Consider the following 23234-nt stretch of genomic DNA (forward strand, 5'->3'; position numbering starts at 1 on the left):
GTGTCGGGCTCCCGGCGCCCTTTCGCGGCAGCCGCGCCGTTTCGCAAACTGGAGCGATGTGAACAGCCCTCGCAAAGCGGGCGGGCCCGGCTCTGCCAGCATCAAGGTGTGCTGGTCGTGACGACGGATCATCTACCGGGGTACGAGATCCGCGCAGTACTCGGCGAGGTCGTATCTTCCCAAGCCCGAACCCGGAACCCGTACCGGGAAGGCGTGAAGAACCTCCGTGGTGGCGCCTACGACCCCAAGGCGCCCGAGAACCTCACCCGCTGGCGTACCGACGCCGTGCAGAAGTTGGGTGAGGAGGCGACCCGGCTCGGCGCGAACGCCGTGATCGGGATGCGGTTCGACCACCGCGAGGTCGGCGAGATGTGGATGGAGCTGTGCGCGTACGGCACGGCGGTGGTGGCGGTCCGGCAGCCACCGGAGAATCCACCCAGCGACCAGCCGAAGGTGGCGGCTGAGACGGCGCACCTGGCGGAGCCGCTGGACTCCGGTGCGATCGCCGAAGCGCCGAGCGCACCGGACCTGGGCAGCGCCGCCGGCACCCCGACTCCGCGGAACTGACGCTGCGGAAGGTGCCACGCAGGTAGGCGTCATCCGGGTACGCAGCGGAGCAGGATCTGCCGCATCGAGCCCATGCCGTACCGGTCGACGTCGCTGGAGAGGTCCGCCACCTCGCGGAGTACCGGCCCGAGCGCCACCCCGGCCGCCCTCGCCTCCCGGCACAGCTCGGTGAGTGTCAGCAGCTCGTCCCGGGTGTCGAGGCCCTGGTCGCGGGCGGAGAGCAGCAGCAGTTGGCGCCGGAACCGCTCCGCCGTGTCGGCCGGGAACGACATCCCGACCCCCCACTGGAACGACCGGTGCTTCCGGAACAGCCCCCGGATCGCCGTACGCGTCGAGTCGTCCCCTTCGGCGTACAGGGTGAGGAGCGCGGCCAGGACGACGGCCGCCTCGTCGGCCACACCGGCCTGCTCGACTGCGGGCGGCGCCGCCCGCAGCCGGTCCGCCCACTCCGGGTCGGCCAGGTCGACGGGGCGGTTGGCGATCGGCGCGATCGCACGGTCCAGCCGGGACACCCGGTCGGCGAGGTCGTCGAGCATGGCCCCAGTGTGCGGCCCGGCCGCCACCGGGTACACGTGTCGACGGCTGGGCCCGCTCGGCGGGTCGACGGCTGGGCCCGCTCGGCGGGCGCCCGGCGTGTCGGCGCTCAGGGCCGGCGGCTCAGAGGATCGGCGCCGGGTCGTACGCGGCGGCCTCGGGGTGCGCCGCGACCACTGCGGCGATCCGGTCGACCACGGCCCGGACCTGCGCGGACGCCGCCCCGGTGAAGCCGGCGCGGTCGGCGACCAGCTCGTCGATCTCGGGCCGGGTCAGCCCGAGCCGGCCGTCGGCGGCGAGCCGGTCGAAGAGGTCGTTCTCGGCGGCACCCTTCTCCCGCATCGCCAGCGCCACCGCGACCGCGTGCTCCTTGATCACCTCGTGCGCGGTCTCCCGACCGACCCCGCGCCGCACCGCCGCCACTAGGAGCTTGGTGGTGGCCAGGAACGGCAGGTAGCGGTCGAGTTCCCGGGCGATCACCGCCGGGTACGCGCCGAACTCGTCCAACACGGTCAGGAAGGTCTGGAACAGCCCGTCGGTGGCGAAGAACGCGTCCGGCAGCGCGACCCGGCGTACCACCGAGCAGGAGACGTCGCCCTCGTTCCACTGGTCGCCGGCCAGCTCGCCGACCATCGACAGGTAGCCCCGGATGATCACCGCGAAGCCGTTGACCCGTTCGCTGGACCGGGTGTTCATCTTGTGCGGCATCGCGCTGGAGCCGACCTGACCCGGGCGGAAGCCCTCGGTGGCCAGCTCCTGGCCGACCATAAGCCGGATCGTGGTGGCCAGGCTGCTCGGCGCGGCGGCGGCCTGGGCCAGCGCGGAGATCACGTCGAAGTCCAGCGAACGCGGATAGACCTGGCCGACGCTGTCCAGCACGCGGCGGAACCCGAGGTGTTCGGCGACCCGGCGCTCCAGCTCGGCCACCTTCGCCGCGTCCCCGTCGAAGAGGTCGAGCTGGTCGGCGGCGGTGCCGACCGGACCCTTGACGCCGCGCAGCGGATAGCGTCCGATCACGTCGGTCAGCCGCTCGTACCCGATCAGCAGTTCCTCGGCCGCGCTGGCGAACCGCTTGCCCAGCGTGGTCGCCTGGGCGGCGACGTTGTGCGAGCGGCCGGTCATCACCAGGTCGGCGTGCTCGACGGCGAGCCGGGCCAGCCGGGCCAGGGTGGCGACCACCCGGTCCCGGACCAGTTCCAGCGAGGCGCGGATCTGGAGCTGCTCGACGTTCTCGGTCAGGTCCCGGGAAGTCATCCCCTTGTGCACCTGCTCGTGCCCGGCCAGCGCGCTGAACTCCTCGATCCGCGCCTTCACGTCGTGCCGGGTCACCCGCTCCCGGGCCGCGATCGAGGCCAGGTCAACCTGGTCCAGCACCCGCTCGTACGCCTCGACCGCCCCGTCCGGCACCGGCACGCCGAGATCGCGCTGCGCCCGGAGTACGGCCAGCCAGAGCCGGCGCTCCATCCGGATCTTCTCCTCCGGGGACCAGAGGGCGGCCAGCTCGGCCGAGGCGTAGCGGTTGGCGAGGACGTTGGGGATGCTGGTCACCCCGCCATTCTCGACCATCCCGCGACCGACCGGCCTACCGGCCACCGGCCGAGCGGAACCGTCTCGCCCGGGGCCGGTGTCCCAGCCCGCCGCGCGGTGCCCTCAGCCCTCGGTGCCGCGCCCTCAACCCTCCGTGCGGTGCCGGAAGTCGGTGAGGTGCCGGAAGAGCACCTGGGTGGCGGGGATGTCGTCGGGGAGGTCCTGACACCACAGCCGGGCGGTGGCCAGCCCGATCCGGGCCAGCCCACGGGAGAGCACCACCGTACGGTGCGCCAGCTCGGCCGAGGCGGTGGTCGGCACGACGTATCCGCCGGGCCAGAGCCGGATGATCGGCTCGCCGTCGGGAAAACTGGCCCGGAACCGGGTGGCGACCCGGGCCCGGAGCACGGACTCCTCGGCGATCGCCAGGTCTTCCCCGCACTCCGTCGGTGGGATGGCAGGTCCGGCCGCCGGTGGCGGGACGGTACCGGCCGCCGAGGGCGGGACGGCGAGGTCGGCGACCAGCAGCACGTGCCGGTTGCCGAGCGGGACGCCGGCCCGGCAGGCGCGCCGGACGATCTCCTTCAGCACCGCCCGGAGCTGGCCGACGCTGCCGAGCCGGGGCAGCGCGCCGACACAGGCCGCCGCGTGGTCCGGGACGAGGGTCGCGGCGGTCCACGAGTCGCAGACTGTCCGCACCAGGTGGGCGGGGGGTTCGCCGGCCGGGAGCTGGCGGTACAGCGCGGTGAGGTCGGCGAGGGTGTCGTCGACGCCCATCCCGGCGGCGGCCCTGGCCCGGCCCAGCCGGGTACAGGCCGGCCGTGGATCGCGCGTCTCCGCGATGGCTCTGGTCAGGCTGTCGACCGCAGGCGTCCACCACGCGCCGGTCCGCTCCGGGCAGCGGTGCAGCGCCGCCGCCCGCCACGCCTCACGCAGGACGACCGCCTCGGTGCGGAAGCGGGTGATGGCGCGTGCACGGCGGTGCGCCGCCGTCGGTGTCAGTCGGCGTTCGTCGTCCATCCGGGTTGGTACTCCATTCGTCGCGGCAGTTCCTCTCGTCTAGACGGAGATTGCGGAGGACCGTGACGGCGCCAGGAATAAAAGCAGCAAAACGAATAAATGGTGCAGGCAGCTCAACAACACTCCCTCACCTTCTGCCTCTGGCCACTTGCTGTTGGTAGTTTGGTCCCGCCCGCACTGCCCACGACGGATTGACCACACCTCAGGACTTGGCAGGACATGGCGGACGACCACGACAGCGCTGCCGTTGACGTGCGGAGCGACCTACAACTGATCCGGGCCGTTCGAGCCGGTGACACCGACGCATACGCCACCCTCTACAGCCGGCACGAGGCGGCGGCCCGGCGGCTGGCCCGTACGCTGGATCATCGGCCCTCCGAAGTGGACGAGCTGGTGGCGGAGGCCTTCACCCGGGTCCTCGCCGTACTGCGGGACGGGCTCGGACCCAGTGCCGCCTTCCGCACCTACCTGCTCACCACCGTGCGCAACGTCTTCTACGACGAGGCCCGCCGCGCCCGCCGGATCGAACTCGTCGACGACGTGGCTCGCCACGATGCCGGCGAACCGTTCACCGACCCCGCCGTGCGGAACCTGGAACAGGCGATGGTCGCCCGGGCGTTCGCCGCACTGCCCGAACGGTGGCGACTGGTGCTCTGGCACACCGAGGTGGAGGGCGATCCGCCGTCGACGGTCGCGCGCCTGCTCGGCGTCCGCCCCAACACGATCTCGGCGCTCGCCTACCGCGCCCGGGAGCGCCTACGCCAGAACTATCTGCGTGAGCATGCCGCCGCTCGTACCGACGACACCTGCCGCTGGGTCGCCGAGCGGCTCGGCGCGTACGTCCGGAGCGGACTGTCCCGGCGGGAGACAGCCGACGTCGAGAGCCACCTCGCCGGATGCCGGGCCTGCCATCTGCTTTTCGTCGAACTCGGCGACATCAACGCCGGCCTCGGTGCCGTGCTGGCTCCCGCCGTGGTCGGCACGACCGCAGCCGGCGGCTACCTGAGCGCCGGTACGGCGGCTCCGGGCGCCGTGTGGAACCGGGTCCGGCGGGTGGCCCGCCGCCGGGTCACCCAACTCGTCGCGGCCGGCCTGGTCCTCGCCGCCGTGGCGGCGGTCGCGCTGACCCTCACCGGCAACCCGGGGCCGGTCGCCGGACCGGAACAACCGGCCCCGGTACCCCCGACCGGACCACAGGATCCGGGACAGACCTCCGAGCCCACTCCCGGTCCGCCGGGCCCCACCGAGCCCGGCACCGTCGGCGGTCAGCCGCCGGGCGGGTCGGGTGTGGCGGGCGCGGCGGACGGGGGCCCGCCCGGCGCCGCCGGCCCGGCCAGGCCCGGAGCGCTGGCCGTCGCGCTGGCGCCGGTCGGCACGCTGGTCCGGGGCCGGTCCGCGGTGCTCGCCATGACCGTCACCAACCAGGCCGGGGCGAACGGCGGCGGGGGGCGGCTACCCGGGACGTTCCGGGCCGGACTCGCCGCCGCGACGGGTCCGCTCAGCACCCGGTTGACGCTGCCGAGCGGGATCCGGCTGCGCGCCGGCGCTGCCGGGGACGGCTGGACCTGCACCGCCGGGACCTCGGGCACCTGTCGGCGTGGGCCGCTGGGCCCGGCGTCGTCGAGTACGGCGTACCTGCCGGTCACAGTCGCGGGCACCGCCCGGGGCGGCGCCGTGCGGATCACCCTCGACACGCCCGGCCTGCCGACCCACACCGCGTCGGCCCAACTCACGGTCGCCGGCACCGGTCTCTCCGCGGTCTTCGCCGGTACGGTGCCGGCCCGGCTCACCACCGCCGGCAACTCGCTGCTGTCCTGCCCCGACCTCGACCTCACCTGCCGGGCGGCCCGGTCGGGTCGCCCCGCCCTCGGTCGCGTCGACAACGGCCACTACCTGATGACCCGGTACTCGGCGCCGGGTGCACCGGCCGGCGCGCCCGGCGGAGGAATGGTCAGCGCCGCCACCGTGAGACTGACCGGCCGGGTCCTCTGGGCCGGCCTCTACTGGGCCGGCACCGGGCACTCGCCGGCCAGCCCGACGGCGTACGTCCGGGCACCGGGCGGCACCCGCTACACCCCCGTCCGGGCTTCCCGGGTCGACGACTTCCCGACCACCCTTGAGGGGCGGCGCGGCTACCAGGCGTTCGCCGACGTGACCCGGCTCGCCCGTAGCGCCGGGTCCGGCACCTGGTGGGTCGGGCTGCACCGTGGTGCCTTCCTCGGCGGGATCGGCGCGTTCGGCGGCTGGAGCCTGGTCGCCGTGGTCGCCGACGGGGGCCCAGCCCGGGCCGTCGCGGTGCTCGACGGCGCCCTGGCGCTCCAGCGCAGCGGCTCGGTGGCCGTTCCGTTGCCGGGTGCTCCCGGCGCCGACGCCCAGATCGGGTTCGTCGGCTGGGAGACCGACCGGGCGAGCGTCGGCGACCGGCTCGACATCAACGCCAGCCCGGTCGACCGGAAAAACCCGAACAACACCGCCGCCAGCCGGGCCGACGGTACGGCCGCCGGTTGGAACACCTTCGGTACGGACGCACGGGTACTCCAGACCCGCCTGCCCAGCGACCGACCCGCCGTCGTCACCGCGCGGACCGGTCGCGACGCCTGGCTGCTCGGCGCGCTCGCGATCAGCGCCAAGGCGCCGGCCGGCTAGCCGCGAACGCAGCGGGACCCTTCACCTGTAGGCCAAAGGCGGTCACCGGGCATGGGTAGCGCCTTCCACGTCCAGGTCACCCTCTGGGCAACACGGGTAGGCAATCGGGCGCGGCGCTACTCCGCCTTCCCCGTCGACGGCGGCTCAGTCTGTGCGGCCCAGGGCGACTGGGATGACTGGGGCGAGTACGGCGACGGCGGCACTCCGTACGACGGCGCCGGGTACGGCTGGGTCGGGGCAGCGTACGGCTGTGCGGGCACCGGCTGGCCGGCGAACCCGACGTGCGGCGGCGGCGGACCGGGCTGCTGCGGCGGCGGACCGGGCTGCTGCGCCGGCTCGGCGGCTGACCGGCCCACCCGGATCGCCAGCCGGTCCAGGTAACCGATCTGGAGCCCGGCGAACGCCAGTAGGAACAACACGAGCAACGGCAGCGGCAGGACCAGGCCCAGGAAGCCGGTGCCCCGGTTGCCGAACTCGGCCATCAGCATCTCGGCCAGCAACGGGGCCGACGCGTTCTCCGGGTCGGACGTGACCAGGCGGGCCCACAACGGCTGCTCGGCGCTGAACAGCCAGGTCAGCAGGAGCGCGACGGCCAGCATCGGCAGTGCCGGCAGCAGCAGGGTACGGACGCCGTCCCCGCCGGCCCGCCACTTCGGCTGCTGTCCCCGGAACAGCAGGGTGAAGACGAACAGCGCCGGTACGCTGAGCCAGACCGGCGGGATCATCCCGAGGAACGTGTTGACCTGGCCGTTTTCGCTGACCCGCTTGAACCCGGCGACGGCCAGTGGACCGATGCCGACGAAGAGCCACGGCGCGAACGGCAGGAGGAGCAACTCGCTCCACCGGCCGAGCGGGCGCAGCGCCCCGATGCCGAACCCGGCCACCGCCGCCAGCCCGACCGACACCAGCGCCGAGACGAACGGTGGCAGCCAGGTGTTGACGAGTACGCCCGCCGTGCTGACCCCGCCGGGCAGGTCGGCCCCGGTGAAGGCATGCCGCAGCCAGGGCGCGGAGGCCCAGCCGAAGACCCCGAGCACGACGACCAGCGCCGCGATGACGATTCCGAGGTGGACAGCGGAGGGGCCGCGCGCCGGAGCCGGCGGGCCGCCGGGCCGGTCCCGCCAACCGTCGAACTCGATCCGGGTACGGCTGGCCAGCAGCAACCCGGTCGCGGCGAGCCCGAGCCCGCCGAGTACGACCAGCAGCAGCGTGGCGGTGGCCGCACCCAGGCCGAGCCGGAAGGTGGTGAAGCTCGTCTGCATCGTCCCGAGGACCGGTGTCATGGTCGAACGCGCCGGCCCGCCGTTGGTGAGCAGCGCCGGTGCGGTGAAGATCTGGAGTGACAGGGCGAGCACGGCCAAGCCGACCAGCCCACCGACGGTGAGCAGGGCCGGAGTCGGCCAGCGGCCCGGTTCCCGCTGCCGCAGCGCACTCAGGAATGCCGTCGCGGCGACCGCCACCACCAGCCCGAACGAGGTCGCCGCGAGTACCCAGGTCAGCTCGAACCGCGCGCCGTCGGCGAGCGAGCCCGACTCGGCCAGCCGCAGCCGCCAGCCGAGGAACACCGCGACCGGGGCGTACCCGGCGATCGGCACGGCCAGCACCGCCCGGGTGAGCAGCCGACCCAGCCGGCCGGCCCGGTCGGCGACCAGCGCCAGCAGCGGCGCGACCAGCAACGCGAACGCGAGCGGCAGCAGACCGAGCAGCAGCGCCAACCCGAGCTGGCCCAGGAACCCGTCTTCGAAGACCGCCTGATAGTTCTCGATCCCGGCCGATCGGGGCTCGCTGAAGAGGTTCTCGTGCCGGAAGCTGGTCAGCACGGTGGAGGCGGTCGGTACGACGTACGACCAGATCAGCGCGATCAGCGCCGGCAGCAGCAGCGCCAGGCCGAGCAGCGCACGCCCCGCCGAGCCCGCTCCAGCCTGCGGAGCCGGATACTGCCCGGCCGGCGGAACCGGCACCGTCCCGGATGATTGCCCTGGATAGCCCATCACATATGCCCCCGCCGCTCGCCTGTCCGGCCACCGCGACCGTACCGGCCGCCAGCAACAAGTACGAAGAACGCCGCACCATCTACCCAGGAGTCGCCGATTCCGGCAATCCCGTTCCGGCACTTCCGGGTCAGTCGCCCTTCCCGCCCGCCGCTGCCGCTCCCGCTGCCACCGCCGGCGCCGCTCCGGGTACCGGGCTGTCACCGGGAGCCGCAGCCGCGCCGGCAGGTGGAAGGTCGGCGGGGAGCCGGCGTACGCCGGGATCGGCCAGCATCCCGAGCACCGCAACGAGCACGATGCCGGCGGCGACCAGCAGGGTCGGGTTGGTGCCGATGGCCTCCGCCACCGGACCGATCGCCATCTGGCCGAGTGGGATCGCCAGGAACGAGCCGAGCGCGTCGTACGAGTAGACCCGGGCGAGCTTGTCGGCGGGGATGTTCTGCTGCATCGAGGTCTCCCAGGCGACCGAGAACTGCTCGACGGCCAACCCGGCCACGAAGGCGGCGGCGACCAGTACGGCCACGGACGGCGCCCAGGCCAGCCCGAGCAGCAGCAGTACGTCGGCGAACATGCAGAGCACGCCGAGCAGGAGCAGCCGGCGTACCCGGAATCCGGAGCGCGACCAGCGCCCCGGCCACCATGCCGGCGGTCTGGGCGGCGAGCACCACGCCCCAGGCGGGTCGGCCGATCGTCTCGTCCGCCACGGCGGGGCCGAGGACGTTGACCGAGCTGGCGTAGGCAAAGTTGATCAGCAGGAAGCCGAGTACCACCACCCAGACCCAGGAGCGGGCGACGAACTCGGTCCAGCCCTCGCGCAGTTCGCGGACCGGGTTGGCGCGCTCGGTGCGTGGGGCGGTGACCGCGCGGACGCGTACCCGGGCGAATGCCAGCCCGGCCAGCGCGAAGGTCGCCGCGTCCACCAGCAGGCCCCAGCCCGGTCCGACGCCGGCCACCAGCGCGCCGCCGAGCGACGCGCCGCCGATCATGGCGGCGTTTACGCCGAGCCGGTTGAGCGCGTTGGCCGGCTGGAGCAGCTCGGCCGGCACGGTCTGCGGGACCAGCGCGGCGGCGGCCGGCCAGGCGAAGGCGGCCACCACGCCGTTCACGGCGGCGAGCGCGACCAGCGCCGGGATCGTCGCGGTGCCGGTCAGCACCAGCACCGCGACCGCGCCCTGGGTGAGCCCGGCGAGCGTGCAGGAGACCACCATCACCGCCTGCCGGGGCAGCCGGTCGGCGAGCACGCCGCCGAAGAGCAGGAACACCACGTGGGTCAGCGACCGCGCGCCGACCACCAGGCCGAGGTCGCGCACGCTGCCGGTGAGATCGAGTACGGCGAACGCCAGCGCGATCGGTGCGACCGCGTTGCCGAGCATGGTGGCGGACCGACCGATCGCCAGGTAGCGGAAGGGCCGGTGCCGCAGCGGCGCCAGTGCGCTGTCCCGGGTGCCCACGATCACTCCTCCATCCGGAACAGCGCGACGGTGGCGCTCACCCGGTGAGTGCCGGGGGTACGTGCGGGCCGGGCGGCGTGGTGCAGCCGGGCGGACGCCTCGGCGATGGTGTTCCGGATCTCGTCCCAGGTCTCGGGGTCGACCCAGAATTCGGCGTCGGTGAGGAAGTTGCTCGGGCCGGGCCGCAGGTGGTGGGCGCGGCGGCGCAGTTCGGCGGCGAGCGCGTCGTAGAGCAGCCGGTGCTCGGGAGTGGCCCGCCCGCCGGCCGGCGTCGAGGCGGGTAGCGTGGGCTCGCTCGCCGGGTCGTAGCGGTAGCGCTTTGCGGCGCCGCCCCGGATGCGTTCCTCGCCGGCCACCTCGATCAGGCCGGCGGCCAGCAGGTGCCGCAGGTGGTAGCTGGCGTTGGCGTGGGTGAGGTCCAGTTCGCGGGCGATCTCGGCGGCGGTCAGCGCCGAGGCGGTGAGCAGGGAGAGGATCCGCATCCGTACCGGATGGGCCAGCGCCCGGAGCCGGGCGGTCGGATCCGGCGCGTCGTCGGCGCCCGGCTCGTCTTCTGGATCGTGCTCTGGCTCGTCAACTCCCAAAGACATGTTTGGGAGCGTAGGAGACGTCAGCTCAACTATCAAACAGTTGTTTGGGAGTGGTGCCCGGCGAGCGCTGGACGCGCCTTGCCGCGACGCGGGGTGGCGGGCGGCGGGCGATACCCGCCGCAGAGACTGTCGAGCTGCCCCGCTTCTGCTCCCACCACAGCCACGGCAACCCCCGCCACCGCTGCCGCCGCCGCCTCGCCATGCCGACGACCACGACCTGGACGCCAGAGGCGTTATCCGGACGGTTAGCGCATCTGGCGTCCAGGTCACCGATCCCGATGGTCAGTTCTCCGGCGGGATGGCCTGGCGGTACCGGAGTTCGTGCAGGTGGCCGCCCTTGATCAGGATCGACACCTCGACCGGACGGCCGGACTCGTCGCGGATGACGCGAAACTGACGGATGACCGGCACGTATGGCGGCAGTGCCAATGCCTCGACCTCTTCGGTGGTGGGCATCCTCGCCGAGATGCGGTCGTGCAGATCGCGCTGCCGGTGGCCGTTGTCCGCCAGCACGCGAGCGGCGCCACCGGCGATCTTCCGGCGCCCGGTCAGCTCCGTACCCCTGGCGATCGCGGCCGGGTAGTACGACCAGGAAAGCTCGACCGGCTCGTTGCCTTGCAACAGCAGCCGGTGCCGCACGACAGTCAAGTCGTCGCCCGAGTCGAGTGCCTGCGCGACCTCGGTGGGAGGCACGACCTCGGCAACGTCGATGAGACGGTACTCGTAGCCGCCCTGGGTAGGCGCGATGTAGGCGACGGCCGCCACCACGAGCGGCTGCCGATCCCGCACGTACACGCCCCGGCCTGTTTCGCTGTAGACGGAGCCCTCTGCCTTCAACGCTCCGAGAGCGCGTTGAACGGTCGCAGTCGCCGCCTGATATGTCGTCACCAGTGTCGGGATGGACGGCAACTGCGTGCCGGCTGGGAACTCACCCGCCATGATCTGGGCACGAATGTCAGCGGCTATCTGCTCGTGACGAGGCCGTCCGTCACCCCCGCTGGCCACGACGGCCCTCCGTTCATCGTCGGTCGATCGACAACTCATAACGTAGCCGGCGGCCCCAGGGAACCATCGTCATCACACTTGCTTCGACCGACCGTCCATCAGCCGTCTTCGACACCCGGCTCAGTCCCAGTATCCACTCATGATCGCCCAACCCGAGCGTCGCGCGTTCCCACTCGCTCGGCTGCCGGGTGTACACGTCCTCCCGTACCTTCACGGGAAGATAGCCCAGTTGGCCGAGGAGCGTAATCGCACCACCCTTGATCTTGCGAGGCTCGGCGAGCGCGGTTCCCTGCGCAATGGACAACGGATAGTAGGAGTCCGTCAGTTCGACGGGCTGATCGTTGAACAACATCAAACGACGACGCACGACAGCCCGAGACCCAGGATCGATCTCCAGGGCCTCCGCTATCTCTGACCCGGGCACGATCTCGCTCACTCCCAGCAGACGCTGACTGCCGACACCGCCCTTCGCCTCAGCCTCCGCACCCCAGGCCTCCGAATCCCCGCTCGACCGCGGCGTCAGGTACGGGGTCGAGATGCTGACCCACTCCGAACTCTCCATGATCGACTCCTGTGGTGGTTCCACCTGGCGGCAGCCCAGACTCGCACCCGTCACAGACTAGGCCCACTCCCAACTCTCCGGCCCATTCAGTGCAAGTGATCCTTGCTACCTTATTTGAAATGCAGTAAGGTTGCCGAAATGGGCCGCCCGCGAGCTGACCCGACAGCCAGGCCGGCCTTCCGAGTAGGCGTGCGGCGCCCGAACAGTGAGCCACCGCCATTCGGGCCGTACGGCAATACGGCTCTCCGCGCCGCGATCCGGTCCGGCTCGGCTAGGCGCCGTACGTCCACGTCGAGGCGACGAGAGGCGACTCGATGACCGTCTACCTGTCCAGCAGCCTTGCCGAGCGGGACACGGCCGATGCACAGGCCGCGTACGACATGCTCGACGCACACGTACTCGACCGGGAGACCGGGCTCTGCCTGGTCTGCCTGACGCCCGGACCCTGCCGACCGGCCAACGCGGCGGCGAACCGCCTCGTGGAGTTGGGTCGGCAGGTTCTCACTCCCGAACCTGCGAAGCACCGATCGCACGGAAATCATCGATCGGGCGGCTGGCATGGCTGGCTCAGCACAGTCCGGCGATCCCTGCCGCGCACCGCGCCACTGCTTACCGCCGCCTGGCGACGCCCCCTAGGCACGACGGCCACCACAGCCAAGACGTGAGTGCCCGGCTGCCCGACATCCGGGCCGGCGACATCCTGGAGGTCGCCGAAGGCTACTACTGCTTCGGCCTCGGCAGACTCATCCTGGAAGTCATCGAGTTGGGGCGCCGGGAACGGCACACTGACGGCCTCTGGCTCCACCTGCGCGGAGTCGAACTGCAACCTCCCGACGGGATACGACTACGCCAGCGACGTGTACTGGTCCGGCTGGACGCCGTGGCCGTCCGACCCGGTCCACTGTCGCGCCGACATCCACCCGAACGACGGGTCGACCAGCGACAACCAGAGTCCTTCGACGGGACGACGAGCCCCCGTCGGGCGCACCTTCCGAGGCGTCCCGACTGGACCTGTGCCGGCTGCGGCGAGGACTGGCCGTGCCCGACCAGCGGGCGCGATTCCTGAGCCGTTACCGGCACAACCGGCTGGCGCTGCTCAGCCACCTCGGCCGGTACGTGGCACTCGCGGCCACAGACCTGCCCGACCTGTCGCCCGAGGAGCGGCGTACCCGCTTTCTCGACTGGTCCGGCTTTCTCGACTGGTCCGGAGGATCGGGTTGACCCACGGCAACGAGACCTCGCCGAGACGGCGCCCGCTCAGCGTTCCAGGATCGCCACCACGCCCTGACCGCCGGCCGCGCAGATCGAGATCAGCCCGCGCCCCGAGCCGCGCTCGGCGAGCAGCTTGGCCAGGGTGGCCACGATCCGGCCGCCGGTCGCGGCGAACGGGTGGCCGGCGGCCAGCGACGAGCCGTTGACGTTCAGCTTCGCGGGGTCGATCGATCCCAGCGGGGCGTCCAGGCCGAGCCGGTCCGTGCAGAACTCCGGCGATTCCCAGGCGGCCAGGGTGGCCAGCACCTGCGAGGCGAACGCCTCGTGGATCTCGATGTAGTCGAAGTCGGCCAGGGTCAGCCCGGCCCGGGCGAGCAGCCGGGGCACGGCGTACGCGGGGGCCATCAGCAGCCCCTCGTCACCGTGTACGAAGTCGACCGCGGCGGTCGCCGACGGGCCGAACCAGGCCAGTACCGGCAGGTTGTGTGCCTTGGCCCACTCCTCGGAGGCGAGCAGCACCGTCGACGCCCCGTCGGTGAGCGGGGAGGAGTTGCCGGCGGTCATGCTGGCGTGCTCGGCGTCCGGTCCCCGGGTACCGAAGACCGGCTTGAGCCTGCCGAGCTTCTCCACGCTGGTGTCGGGTCGGAGGTTCTGGTCCCGGGTCAGCCCGAGGTACGGCGTGACCAGGTCGTCGAAGAACCCGCGGTCGTACGCGGCGGCGAGCCGCTGGTGCGAGCGGACCGCCAACTCGTCCTGGGCCTGCCGGTCGACGTTCCACCGCCGGGCGGTGATCGCCGCGTGCTCCCCCATCGACAGCCCGGTACGCGGCTCCGCGTTGCGCGGGATCTCCGGCCGGAACGGTTGGCCGGGGCGCAACCGGGTGGCGGCCTTCAGGCGCCCGCCCAGGGTACGGGCGGCGTTGATCTCCAGCAGGGTACGCCGCAGATCCTCGTTGACCGCCAGCGGCGCGTCCGAGGTGGTGTCCACGCCACCGGCGACCCCGACCTCAAGCTGGCCGAGCGCGATCTTGTTGGCGACCAGGATCGCCGCCTCCAGGCCGGTGCCGCAGGCCTGCTGGAGGTCGTACGCCGGGGTGCGCGGGTCGAGCCGGGAGCCGAGCACCACCTCCCGGGTGAGGTTGAAGTCCTTCGAGTGCTTGAGTACCGCACCGGCGGCCACCTCGCCGAGCCGCTCGCCGGCCAGGCCGAACCGGGCGATCAACCCGTCCAGGGCGGCGGTCAGCATGTCCTGGTTGGACGCCTTGGCATACCGCCCGCCTGAGCGGGCGAACGGGATCCGGTTGCCTCCGAGGACCGCGACGCGACGTACGGCTTCCATGGTGACGCCTCCAGAACGCAGGGTTGTTCCTACCTTACCCGCGAGTAGGCTACGGTCATGAGCGACAGGTACGCGAGCTTCGCCCACACCGGTCCCGGCCGGGCGCTGGTCAAGCGCCTCGGCCTGCCCGACCCGCCCAAGCTGCGCCGCTACCACCCCGGCGACCCGCTGACGCACGGCCCGGTACGCCTCGACGCCGCCTCCGGCGGCCGCCTGGTCGAACCGCTGGCCAAGCTGCTCACCTCGGCCGGCGTCGAGATCACCGACCCGGCGGCCACCGCGACCGGCCCGACCGCGACCGCCACCCCGGGCGCCACCGCGACGGAGCCGGGCGACGGTGCGGGCCGGGTGCCGCCACAGGCCGCCCTGCTCTACGACGCCACCGGCATCACCGACTCGTCGGGGCTGCGCGCGCTCTTCGACTTCTTCCACCCGCTGGCCCGGGCGCTGCGCCCGTCCGGCCGGGTGGTCGTCTTCGGCACTCCGCCGGAGTCCTGCGGCACGCCCCGGGAGGCGACCGCGCAGCGCGCCCTCGAAGGGCTGACCCGGAGCATCGGCAAGGAGTTCGGCCGGGGTACGACCGCACAGCTCGTCTACGTCGCGCCGGGTGCCGAACGGGCCGTCGAGTCGACCCTGCGCTTCCTGCTCTCCGGCCGCTCGGCGTACGTCTCCGGGCAGGTGGTCCGGATCGGCCCGGCCGAGGTGCCGGAGGTCGACTGGGCCCGCCCGTTGGAGGGCCGGATCGCGCTGGTCACCGGGGCCGCCCGGGGGATCGGGGCGAAGGTCGCCGAGGTACTGGCGGCCGACGGTGCCCAGGTGGTGGCGCTGGACGTACCGGCGGCCGGTGACGCGCTCGCCGAGGTCGCCAACGCCGTCGGCGGTACGGCGGTACAGCTCGACCTGACCGCACCCGACGCGCCGCTGCGGCTCGCCGACCACCTGGCCGACCGGCACGGCCGGGTGGACGTGCTGGTGCACAACGCCGGGATCACCCGGGACAAGACGCTGGGCCGGATGAGCCCGGACTGGTGGGACTCGGTGCTGGAGGTCAACCTCACCAGCCAGGAGCGGATCAACGACGTACTGCTGGACCGCGAGTTGATCCCGCGCGGCGGGCGTCTGATCGGGGTCTCCTCGATCGCCGGGATCGCCGGCAACCGGGGCCAGACCAACTACGCGACCTCGAAGGCCGGGGTGATCGGCCTGGTGCACTCGATGGCTCCGGTGCTCGCCGAGCGCGGCATCACCGTCAACGCGGTCGCACCGGGCTTCATCGAGACCCGGCTGACCGCCCGGATCCCGCTGGTGCTCCGCGAGGCCGGCCGGCGGATGAACAGCATGGCGCAGGGCGGCCTGCCGGTCGACGTCGCACAGGCCATCGCCTGGTTCGCCTCGCCCGGCTCGGCCGGCGTCACCGGCAACGTGGTGCGGGTCTGCGGCCAGAGCCTGCTGGGGGCCTGATGTCCGAGCTGCCGAACGCCACCGAGGGGCCGCACGGCGAGCCCGGGAGAGCGCCGGAGAAGTCCGGGGTCGAGTTGGCGGCGCTGCCGGCCGCCGGGCCGCTCTACCGGCGGGCGGCGATCGGGCTGGCCCCGCGGTTCGGTCCGGCCCGGCGCGCCGACCGGCTCCCCGAGACCGAACTGCTGGTCCGGGAAGTCGCGGTCGACCGGGAGCACCTGGCGGCGTACGACCGGGTGTGCGGGTTCCGGCTCGCCGACGCGCTGCCGCCGACCTATCCGCACGTACTCGCCTTCCCGCTGGCCCTGCGCCTGATGAGCGCGCCGGAGTTTCCGCTGCCCCTCGTCGGTCTGGTGCACGTGGCGAACCGGATCACCACGTACCGCCGGGTGGACGCGGCGGAGCCGCTGGACCTCGCGGTACGCGCCGTCGACCTGCGCCCGCACGACCGGGGCCGGCAGTTCGACGTGGTCTGCACCGCCTCGGCCGGCGGGGAGGTGGTGTGGCGCGGCGTGTCGACGTACCTGCGGCGGGAGCGTACGGCGGCCGACGGCGGCCGACGCGACGGCACGGAGCGACCGGCCCCGCCGGCCCCGACCGCGCTGTGGCGGGTGGACTCCCGGGTGGGCCGGGACTACGCCCGGGTCTCCGGCGACCACAACCCGATCCACACCTCGCGGATCGCCGCCCGGCTGTTCGGCTTCCCCCGGCCGATCGCGCACGGCATGTGGAGCAAGGCCCGGTGCCTGGCCGCGCTGGAGGGACGGCTGCCCGACGCGTACACCGTGGACGTGGCGTTCAAGCTGCCCGTGCCGCTGCCCGGGACGGTCGCGTTCTCCGCGACCCCGGGCTGGAGCTTCGGGCTGCACGATCCGTCGCGCGGCCGTCCCTACCTGCTCGGCGAGGTGGCCGCGCCCCGGGACTGATCCGGACGGGCCCCAGGACTGGTCCGGGGTCGCCGCGACCCAGGACTGATGCGGGTGATCCGGACTGATCACTCTCTCGGGCCAAGCCCGACAGGACGGAACAAACATCGAGATTTGTCGTTGACACGACTGATGCACATCGATAGTCTTCGCTTGATGCTGGAAAGCGCTTTCCAGCTCCCGTCCCCAGTGCGGTCCGGACCCGCCGGCCGCACCGTCCACTCACCGCTGGCGGCGTCCGCGTCCCACCCGCGACCCGGCCGCCGGGGTGGACCACTTCCGCTCGGAGGTTTCCTGTGTCCAGCACCGAATCCACCACCCGCCGTACCCGGCGGCTCTCCCGGCTCCCGCTGCTCGCTGCGGCCACCGCCGCCACGCTCGTGGGCAGTTCCCTGGTCGCCATGCCCAGCGCGTCGGCCGCCTCGTTCAACATGCAGGGTTGGGCGACCCAGTGCGGCGGCACCACCGGCGGCGGCAACGCCTCCCCGGTGACGGTCACCAGCGGCAGCCAACTGGTCAGCGAGATGCAGGCCAGCGGCGCGCGCGTGATCCGAGTCTCCGGCAGCCTGTCGATCAGCGGCATGCAGAAGGTCGCCGCCAACAAGACCATCATCGGTGTGGGCAGCGGTGCTGCCATCACCGGTGGCGGGCTCAACGTCGCCAGCGTCAGCAACGTCATCATCCGGAACATCAACTTCCGGAACTGGAGCGACGACGCGATCAACGTGCAGTACTCGACCCGGGTCTGGATCGACCACAACAGCTTCACCAACGGCAACGACGGCGCGGTCGACATCAAGCGCGCTTCGGACTGCGCCACCGTCTCCTGGAACCGGGTCTACGGCCACGACAAGTCGTTCCTGCTCGGCCACTCCGACGACAACGCGGGCGAGGACTCCGGCAAGCTGCGCGTGACGTACCACCACAACTGGTTCGACGGCTCCAACCAGCGCCACCCCCGGGTCCGGTTCGGCAACCCGGTGCACGTCTTCAACAACTACTACAACAACGTCGGCGGCTACGGTGTCGCCTCGACCGAAGGCGCCGGCGTGCTCGTCGAGGGCAACTACTTCGAGAACACCGACGACCCGTACCACCTCGGCGAGGCCAGCTCCGGCCCCGGCACCCTGGTCGCCCGGAACAACCACTTCGTGAACTCGGGTAGCGGCCAGGCCGGCGGCAGTGTCCGGAGCCTTCCGTACAGCGTCAGCGTCGACCCGGCCGCCAACGTCAAGTCCATCGTCACCGGCGGCGCCGGCACCGGCCGGATCTGACCGTCGGCACGGCGTCGGCCGATCCGACCCGCGCCACCGGCGACGTGACGGGTGCTCCGGTCCCACCGGACCGGAGCACCCGTACCCCCGTTTCCGCCGTCGGTGCGCTCCCCGCAAGCGCGGCCGGTCAGCCGACCGCCTCGTAGCGCGGCCGCTCGGCCGGCACCCGGGACCGGCCGGTCAGAGCGACGGCCGCGACGCCGACCCGGGCGAGGGTCAGCAGGCCGGCCAGCACCGCCACCGCCACCGTCGCGTCAGCGACGTCCGGGGCGAAGAGCCGGACCTGGGCCGGGCCGGCGCCGTCCCAGGCCGCCGGGACCGCCCAGGTCACCGCGGCGGCCAGCGCGGCGCAGCCGGCGACCCAGCCGAGCGTTCCGGCGACGGTCCGCCGGCCCGACCGCGCCGGCCCGACCGGCCGGCGGACTGACCGGACCACCGACCAGACCAGCAGGCCGAGCAGGAGTACGGCGACCGCGACCAGCCCGCCGAGCAGTCGGGTGAAGGTGGGATCCCTCGCCGCCCCGACCTCCGGCTCGCCGCCGGCCAGGATCCGGGCGACGTTGAAGGCGGCCGCGACCAGCGGGCCGTCCATCATCAGGCTGTAGATGTTGGCCAGCACCACCACGGCCAGGTCCGATCCGGGTACCAGCAGGATGTGGCCGAACGAGTTGGCCGTCGCCCCGGCGTGCCAGACGATCCGCTCGGCCGGATCGCCGAGCGTGCCGTCCCGCCAACCCATGGCGTACCGGCCGCCACCGGCTGGGACCTGGCCGGCGTGCAACCGGGCGACGCCCTGCGGCGACAGGATCGCGCGGCCGGCGTACCGGCCGTCGGCGAGCTGGGCCGTGGCGTAGTGGGTCAGGTCGGTCAGGCTCGCCGCCAGGAAACCGTACGACACCCCCGAGCCGTCGAAGGGCGGGGCGAAGCGCTGCGGGCGGCCGAAATAGTAGCGGTGCCCGGGCGGCACGCCGACCGCCGCCGCCTCGGCCGCGGTGGCGGCGGAGTCCACCATCCCGAGCGGATCGAGTACCTGCCGGCGGAGGTATCCGCCGTAGGTCTCCCCGGTCACCTCCTCGACCAGTACGCCCAGGATCATGTAGTTGGCGTCGCTGTACTGGTGCACCGTGCCCGGCTCGGCGGTCGGCCGGACCGCCGCCAGGTCCCGTACCGAGCGGGCCAGGGCGCCGGGCGTGTTGTCGTACCGGTCGGTGAGCCCCATCGCCACCACCTGCGGCAGCCCGGTGGTCTGGATCAGCAGTTGCCGTACGGTGATCCGGGCCGCGACCGAGTCGTCGGCCAGTCGCAGCCACGGGACGTACCGGCGGACCGGTGCGTCCAGCTCGACCCGACCGGCCTCGACGAGTTGCATCACCGCCAGCGCGGTGAACGACTTCGTCACCGAGCCGAGCACGAACGGCGTACGCGGGGTGATCCGTTCTCCGTCCCCGTCGACGCCCCAGGCGCCCTGCCCGACGACCTGCTCGCCACGCACCACCGCGTACGCCAGCCCGGGCGTCCGTACCTCGGACATGTACTCCCGCAGGTAGCTCTCCACCCGGACCATCTCCTCCGGCGGCGGCGCCCCGGCCGCCGGACCGATCCCGGTAGCCACCGCCGTCGGCAGGGCGACCAATGCCGCCAGCACCCGCAGGACGGCGTCTCGCAGCCTGTCGCTCATTTCGGTTTCCTCCCCCGTGGAAAGTGCCGCCGGCCGGTGCTCAGCCGATCTGACTGAGCAGCCGTTCCAGCTCGGCCAGGCGCTGCTTGACCTCGGTCATCTCGTCGCGGGTGCCGCGCAGTTCGGCACGCAGCCCGGTCAGTTCCTCGGCGGTCGCCGCGGTGGCCTCCGCCGTCCGGCTCTCCGCCTCGACGATCCGCTCGACCAGGACGCGGTACGCCGCCTCCCCGGCCGTGCTGCGCCGGGCCCGGTAGAAGCCCAGGCCGACGAAGCCGACGACGGCGGCCAGCGCCACCGCCAGCGCGGCCGACGCGATCGTGGCGGTCTGCGCGATGTCCAGGTCGGCTGCCAACAGTGTGGTCACGTGCTCGTGTCCTCTCCCGATCCGCCCGCTGCCGGGCCCTTCTGCCCTGTCCCGCCCGCTCCCGGCTCCGCCGCCCCCAGCGTCGCGACGGCGTCGGCGAGCAACTGCGGGGTGAGCGTCAGCGCGAACGGCACCACCTCGAAGTACTTCACCGAGCTGCCATCCCGGGCCGTCTCCAGTTCGCCGACGACCAACCCGGCCGCCTCCAACCGCTGGAGGTGCATGTAGAGCAGCGGCCGGTTCATCCCCAGCCGGCGGGCGAGCTGGCTGACGTAGCTGCGGCCCTCGACGAGGGCCGCCACGATCCGCAGCCGGTGCGGGCTGGCCAGCGCGGTGAGCATCCGCAGCAACTGCTCCCCCGAGGGCGGGGCCTGATCCATGCGTCCGGTTCCCTTTCCGGGTGTCAGATGAGACTGACACCCCCTGTCAGATGAGACTGACACCCTGGACCGCAGACGTCAAGCAGCGGATTCACGACAGCGTCGCGCCCGCCCAGGAGGCGGAAGGGATGGCGGTCAGTCCGTCGGGGCGGCCGGTGGCCAGTCCGTCGGAACGGACAGCGGTCAGTCCGTCGGGGCGGACGGTGGTCGCCAGAGGCGGCCGGCGAGCAGGTTGCCGGCGCCGGTCCAGGCGAAGGCCATCATCCGGCCCGCCATCGCGTCCGGGTCGGCCTCGGGGTGGTCGGCCAACCAGTCCGCGACCGACTCTGCGGCACCGACCAGGGCGTACGCCATGACCTCCAGCTCGGGTGCGCGGACCTCGCGGCCGTCGGCGGCCAGGCCCCGGGCGAGCATCCCGGCGACCACCTCGATGATCCGGCTCCGCATCGCGGTCAGTTCGCCGGCAAACGGCCGCTCGCCCCGGGCCTGCCGGTAGAGGACGGCCCAACCGTCCCGGTGCGCCCCGACGAACCGGAAGAACGCCCGCAGGCCGCGCCAGAGCCGCTCCTCGAACGGCACGTCCGGTACGACCGCGCCGACGATCGCCTCCAGCAGCCGGGTCCCCTCCCGGTGCAGGCAGGCGGTGAAAAGCTCCTCCTTCGACCCGAGATAGGCGTAGACCATCGGTTTGGAGATGCCCGCCTCGTCGGCGACCTCGTCCATGCTCGCCGCGTGGAAGCCGCGCCGGGAGAAGACCTTGACCGCGGCGTCGAGCATCTGCTGCTCCCGTACGGCCCGGGGCAGCCGCCGGAAGGCGGGCGGAGTCGACACCTTGCGAGCTTACCTACTCGTGCGTAAGGTTACGCGCGAGTAACCAATAATGTTGACCGGAAAGCGACCATCACCAGCAGCCCGGAGGGCCTTCGCATGACCGACTTCGACCCGGCGAACTTCGCCTCGCTCGAGCCCAAGCAGTTCGCCCAGATCGTCAAGTCCACCCCGGACGACAAGCTGGCCGAGGTGATGAGCGGCGACCTGCGCGGCAACGTGCTCGACGCGGTGTTCGGCCGGATGCCGACGCTGTTCCGGGCCGACCGGGCCGGCAACACCAACACGGTCCTGCACTGGACCATCACCGGCCGGCCCGACGGCGGCTCCGACACCTACGAGATCGTCATCGAGAACGGGGCCTGCCAGGTCTCGGAGACCCCGCAGCGGGACCCGAAGCTCACCCTCACGATGGGCCCGGTCGAGTTCCTCAAGATCGTTTCCGGTGGCGCCAACCCGGTGATGATGTTCATGACCGGCAAGCTGAAGGCAAAGGGTGACCTCGGGCTGGCGGCCAACATCGCCAACCTGTTCGACATCCCGAAGGCCTGACCCCGACACCGGGCCGGCCGAGCCGGCACCGGGGACCGACCCGACGACCGACGACGAGGGGACGGCGTGACCGAGTTCTCGCTCGACCTGAACGAAGAGCAGCGGGACCTGCGCGACTGGGTGCACGGCTTCGCCGCCGAGATCGTCCGCCCGGCCGCCGCCGAGTGGGACGCCCGCGAGGAGACCCCCTGGCCGGTGATCCAGGAGGCGGCGAAGGTCGGACTGTACGGCTTCGAGTTCATCGCGAACTGCTGGGCCGACCCGACCGGTCTCTCCCTGCCGCTCGCCAACGAGGAACTCTTCTGGGGCGACGCCGGGATCGGCATGGCGCTGTTCGGCACCACCCTCGCGGTCGCCGCGATCTACGGCTCCGGCACCCCCGAGCAACTGGTCGAATGGGTGCCGCAGTGCTACGGCGACACCGACCGGCCGGCGGTGGCGGCGTTCTGCACCACCGAGCCGGAGGCCGGCTCGGACGTCTCCGCCATGCGTACCCGGGCCCGCTACGACGAGGCCACCGACGAGTGGGTGCTGACCGGGCAGAAGGCGTACGCCACCAACGGCGGGATCGCCGCCGTGCACGTGGTGACCGCCTCGGTGGAGCCGGAACTCGGCTCCCGCGGGCAGGCCGCGTTCGTGGTGCCGCCCGGTACCGAGGGACTGACCGCGACCAAGAAGCTGCGCAAGCTCGGCCTGCGCGCCTCGCACACCGCCGACGTCTTTTTGGACGAGGTACGCGTGCCGGGCCGCTGCCTGCTCGGCGGGCGCGAGGCACTGCGCGAACGGCTCGACCGGGCCCGCTCCGGCCAGCGTGGCAACAGCCAGGCGGCGATGCGTACCTTCGAACTCTCCCGGCCCACCGTCGGCGCCCAGGCGATCGGGGTGGCCCGGGCGGCGTACGAATACTCCCTGGCGTACGCCCAGGAGCGGGTCCAGTTCGGTCGGCCGATCATCGAGAACCAGGCGATCGCGTTCCAGCTCGCGGACATGCGGATGGAGATCGACGCCGCCCGGCTGCTGGTCTGGCGGGCCGCCTGGATGGGGCGCAACAACCGCCCGTTCAGCGCGGGTGAGGGCTCGATGTCCAAGCTCAAGGCCGGCGAGGTGGCGGTCTCGGTGACCGAGAAGGCGGTGCAGATCCTCGGCGGCGCCGGCTACCTGCGCGAGCACCCGGTCGAGCGCTGGTACCGGGACGCCAAGATCTACACCATCTTCGAGGGGACCTCGGAGATCCAGCGGCTGGTCATCTCCCGGGCCATCTCCGGGCGCCAGATCCGCTGACCAGCCCGGTCGCGGCGGCGGCCAAGCCAGCCCGGCGGCGGCCGAGCCAA

At 72.5% G+C, this 23234-nt stretch carries 23 protein-coding genes; 10 read left to right on the plus strand and 13 right to left on the minus strand.

All coding sequences use genetic code 11. The annotated features are described in order from the left end of the window. Positions 1-108: 108 nt before the first annotated feature. A complete protein-coding gene (locus ACSMXO_RS41715; protein WP_318398999.1) occupies positions 109-567 on the plus strand; it encodes a YbjQ family protein in 459 nt (152 codons plus the stop codon). Between the two features lie 29 nt (positions 568-596). Here ACSMXO_RS41715 and ACSMXO_RS41720 read toward each other — a convergent pair whose 3' ends face one another. The 3 genes from ACSMXO_RS41720 to ACSMXO_RS41730 form a co-directional block, all read right to left on the minus strand. Next, on the minus strand, positions 597-1103 hold the full coding sequence (locus ACSMXO_RS41720) for a hypothetical protein (protein ID WP_346258033.1): 507 nt from the start codon (positions 1101-1103) through the stop codon (positions 597-599). Positions 1104-1224: 121 nt separating this feature from the next. Continuing rightward, the gene (gene purB / locus ACSMXO_RS41725; protein ID WP_455416131.1) at positions 1225-2649 is read right to left on the minus strand and encodes an adenylosuccinate lyase; all 1425 of its coding nucleotides are present in this window, start codon (positions 2647-2649) and stop codon (positions 1225-1227) included. Positions 2650-2772: 123 nt separating this feature from the next. Continuing rightward, positions 2773-3648: a hypothetical protein gene (locus ACSMXO_RS41730; RefSeq protein ID WP_455416132.1), complete on the minus strand. Its 876-nt coding sequence runs from the start codon at positions 3646-3648 to the stop codon at positions 2773-2775. A gap of 219 nt (positions 3649-3867) precedes the next feature. Between ACSMXO_RS41730 and ACSMXO_RS41735 the strand changes: the two genes are divergently transcribed. Continuing rightward, a complete protein-coding gene (locus tag ACSMXO_RS41735) occupies positions 3868-6294 on the plus strand; it encodes a sigma-70 family RNA polymerase sigma factor (RefSeq protein ID WP_455416133.1) in 2427 nt (808 codons plus the stop codon). A gap of 116 nt (positions 6295-6410) precedes the next feature. On the opposite strand, the gene ACSMXO_RS41740 is transcribed toward ACSMXO_RS41735, so the two are convergent. From ACSMXO_RS41740 to ACSMXO_RS41760, 5 genes are all read right to left on the minus strand, one after another. Next, entirely contained in the window at positions 6411-8255 is a 1845-nt protein-coding gene (locus ACSMXO_RS41740; protein ID WP_455416134.1) for a sugar ABC transporter permease, read from the minus strand. A gap of 230 nt (positions 8256-8485) precedes the next feature. Next, a complete protein-coding gene (locus ACSMXO_RS41745) occupies positions 8486-9736 on the minus strand; it encodes an MFS transporter (protein ID WP_455416135.1) in 1251 nt (416 codons plus the stop codon). A 2-nt stretch (positions 9737-9738) separates the two neighbouring features. Next, the gene (locus ACSMXO_RS41750) at positions 9739-10326 is read right to left on the minus strand and encodes an ArsR/SmtB family transcription factor (RefSeq protein ID WP_455416136.1); all 588 of its coding nucleotides are present in this window, start codon (positions 10324-10326) and stop codon (positions 9739-9741) included. Between the two features lie 282 nt (positions 10327-10608). Further along, a complete protein-coding gene (locus ACSMXO_RS41755) occupies positions 10609-11331 on the minus strand; it encodes a GntR family transcriptional regulator (protein ID WP_455416137.1) in 723 nt (240 codons plus the stop codon). A 13-nt stretch (positions 11332-11344) separates the two neighbouring features. Then, on the minus strand, positions 11345-11893 hold the full coding sequence (locus tag ACSMXO_RS41760; RefSeq protein ID WP_455416138.1) for a UTRA domain-containing protein: 549 nt from the start codon (positions 11891-11893) through the stop codon (positions 11345-11347). 314 nt (positions 11894-12207) lie between these two features. On the opposite strand from ACSMXO_RS41760, the gene ACSMXO_RS41765 reads away from it, so the two are divergent. From ACSMXO_RS41765 to ACSMXO_RS41775, 3 genes are read left to right on the plus strand one after another with little or no spacing between them, the layout of a single operon-like run. Further along, complete coding sequence (locus ACSMXO_RS41765; protein WP_455416139.1) at positions 12208-12558, plus strand: hypothetical protein; 351 nt, start codon at positions 12208-12210, stop codon at positions 12556-12558. Next, complete coding sequence (locus ACSMXO_RS41770; RefSeq protein ID WP_455416140.1) at positions 12555-12959, plus strand: hypothetical protein; 405 nt, start codon at positions 12555-12557, stop codon at positions 12957-12959. The genes ACSMXO_RS41765 and ACSMXO_RS41770 overlap by 4 nt, the downstream gene beginning before the upstream one ends. After that, entirely contained in the window at positions 12932-13114 is a 183-nt protein-coding gene (locus ACSMXO_RS41775; protein WP_455416141.1) for a hypothetical protein, read from the plus strand. Before ACSMXO_RS41770 ends, ACSMXO_RS41775 begins: the two co-directional genes overlap by 28 nt. A 36-nt stretch (positions 13115-13150) precedes the next feature. On the opposite strand, the gene ACSMXO_RS41780 is transcribed toward ACSMXO_RS41775, so the two are convergent. Next, positions 13151-14443 carry an acetyl-CoA C-acetyltransferase gene (locus ACSMXO_RS41780; protein ID WP_455416142.1) on the minus strand — a complete coding sequence of 431 codons (1293 nt, stop codon included), beginning with the start codon at positions 14441-14443 and terminating at the stop codon, positions 13151-13153. Between the two features lie 57 nt (positions 14444-14500). On the opposite strand from ACSMXO_RS41780, the gene ACSMXO_RS41785 reads away from it, so the two are divergent. From ACSMXO_RS41785 to ACSMXO_RS41795, 3 genes are all read left to right on the plus strand, one after another. After that, positions 14501-15904 carry a 3-oxoacyl-ACP reductase gene (locus ACSMXO_RS41785; protein ID WP_455416143.1) on the plus strand — a complete coding sequence of 468 codons (1404 nt, stop codon included), beginning with the start codon at positions 14501-14503 and terminating at the stop codon, positions 15902-15904. Continuing rightward, positions 15904-16827 (plus strand): MaoC/PaaZ C-terminal domain-containing protein, encoded by a 924-nt coding sequence (locus ACSMXO_RS41790; protein WP_455416144.1) that lies wholly within the window; start codon positions 15904-15906, stop codon positions 16825-16827. The genes ACSMXO_RS41785 and ACSMXO_RS41790 overlap by 1 nt, the downstream gene beginning before the upstream one ends. Positions 16828-17228: 401 nt before the next feature. Continuing rightward, positions 17229-18101, plus strand: a complete 873-nt coding sequence (locus ACSMXO_RS41795) for a pectate lyase family protein (RefSeq protein ID WP_455419434.1) — start codon at positions 17229-17231, stop codon at positions 18099-18101. 127 nt (positions 18102-18228) lie between these two features. Here the strand turns inward: ACSMXO_RS41795 and ACSMXO_RS41800 are convergent, their stop codons facing one another. The 4 genes from ACSMXO_RS41800 to ACSMXO_RS41815 all read right to left on the minus strand — a co-directional run bounded on the left by ACSMXO_RS41800 (position 18229) and on the right by ACSMXO_RS41815 (position 21354). After that, complete coding sequence (locus ACSMXO_RS41800) at positions 18229-19779, minus strand: serine hydrolase domain-containing protein (protein ID WP_455416145.1); 1551 nt, start codon at positions 19777-19779, stop codon at positions 18229-18231. 40 nt (positions 19780-19819) lie between these two features. Beyond that, the gene (locus ACSMXO_RS41805; protein ID WP_455416146.1) at positions 19820-20143 is read right to left on the minus strand and encodes a hypothetical protein; all 324 of its coding nucleotides are present in this window, start codon (positions 20141-20143) and stop codon (positions 19820-19822) included. Then, entirely contained in the window at positions 20140-20523 is a 384-nt protein-coding gene (locus tag ACSMXO_RS41810; protein ID WP_346258044.1) for an ArsR/SmtB family transcription factor, read from the minus strand. Before ACSMXO_RS41810 ends, ACSMXO_RS41805 begins: the two co-directional genes overlap by 4 nt. A 183-nt stretch (positions 20524-20706) precedes the next feature. Continuing rightward, positions 20707-21354: a TetR/AcrR family transcriptional regulator gene (locus ACSMXO_RS41815; RefSeq protein ID WP_455416147.1), complete on the minus strand. Its 648-nt coding sequence runs from the start codon at positions 21352-21354 to the stop codon at positions 20707-20709. A gap of 96 nt (positions 21355-21450) precedes the next feature. Between ACSMXO_RS41815 and ACSMXO_RS41820 the strand changes: the two genes are divergently transcribed. Then, on the plus strand, positions 21451-21903 hold the full coding sequence (locus ACSMXO_RS41820) for an SCP2 sterol-binding domain-containing protein (RefSeq protein ID WP_346258046.1): 453 nt from the start codon (positions 21451-21453) through the stop codon (positions 21901-21903). A gap of 66 nt (positions 21904-21969) precedes the next feature. Further along, positions 21970-23184 carry an acyl-CoA dehydrogenase family protein gene (locus ACSMXO_RS41825; RefSeq protein ID WP_346258047.1) on the plus strand — a complete coding sequence of 405 codons (1215 nt, stop codon included), beginning with the start codon at positions 21970-21972 and terminating at the stop codon, positions 23182-23184. Positions 23185-23234: the final 50 nt, after the last annotated feature.

It is taken from the genome of Plantactinospora sp. DSM 117369 (assembly GCF_053764795.1).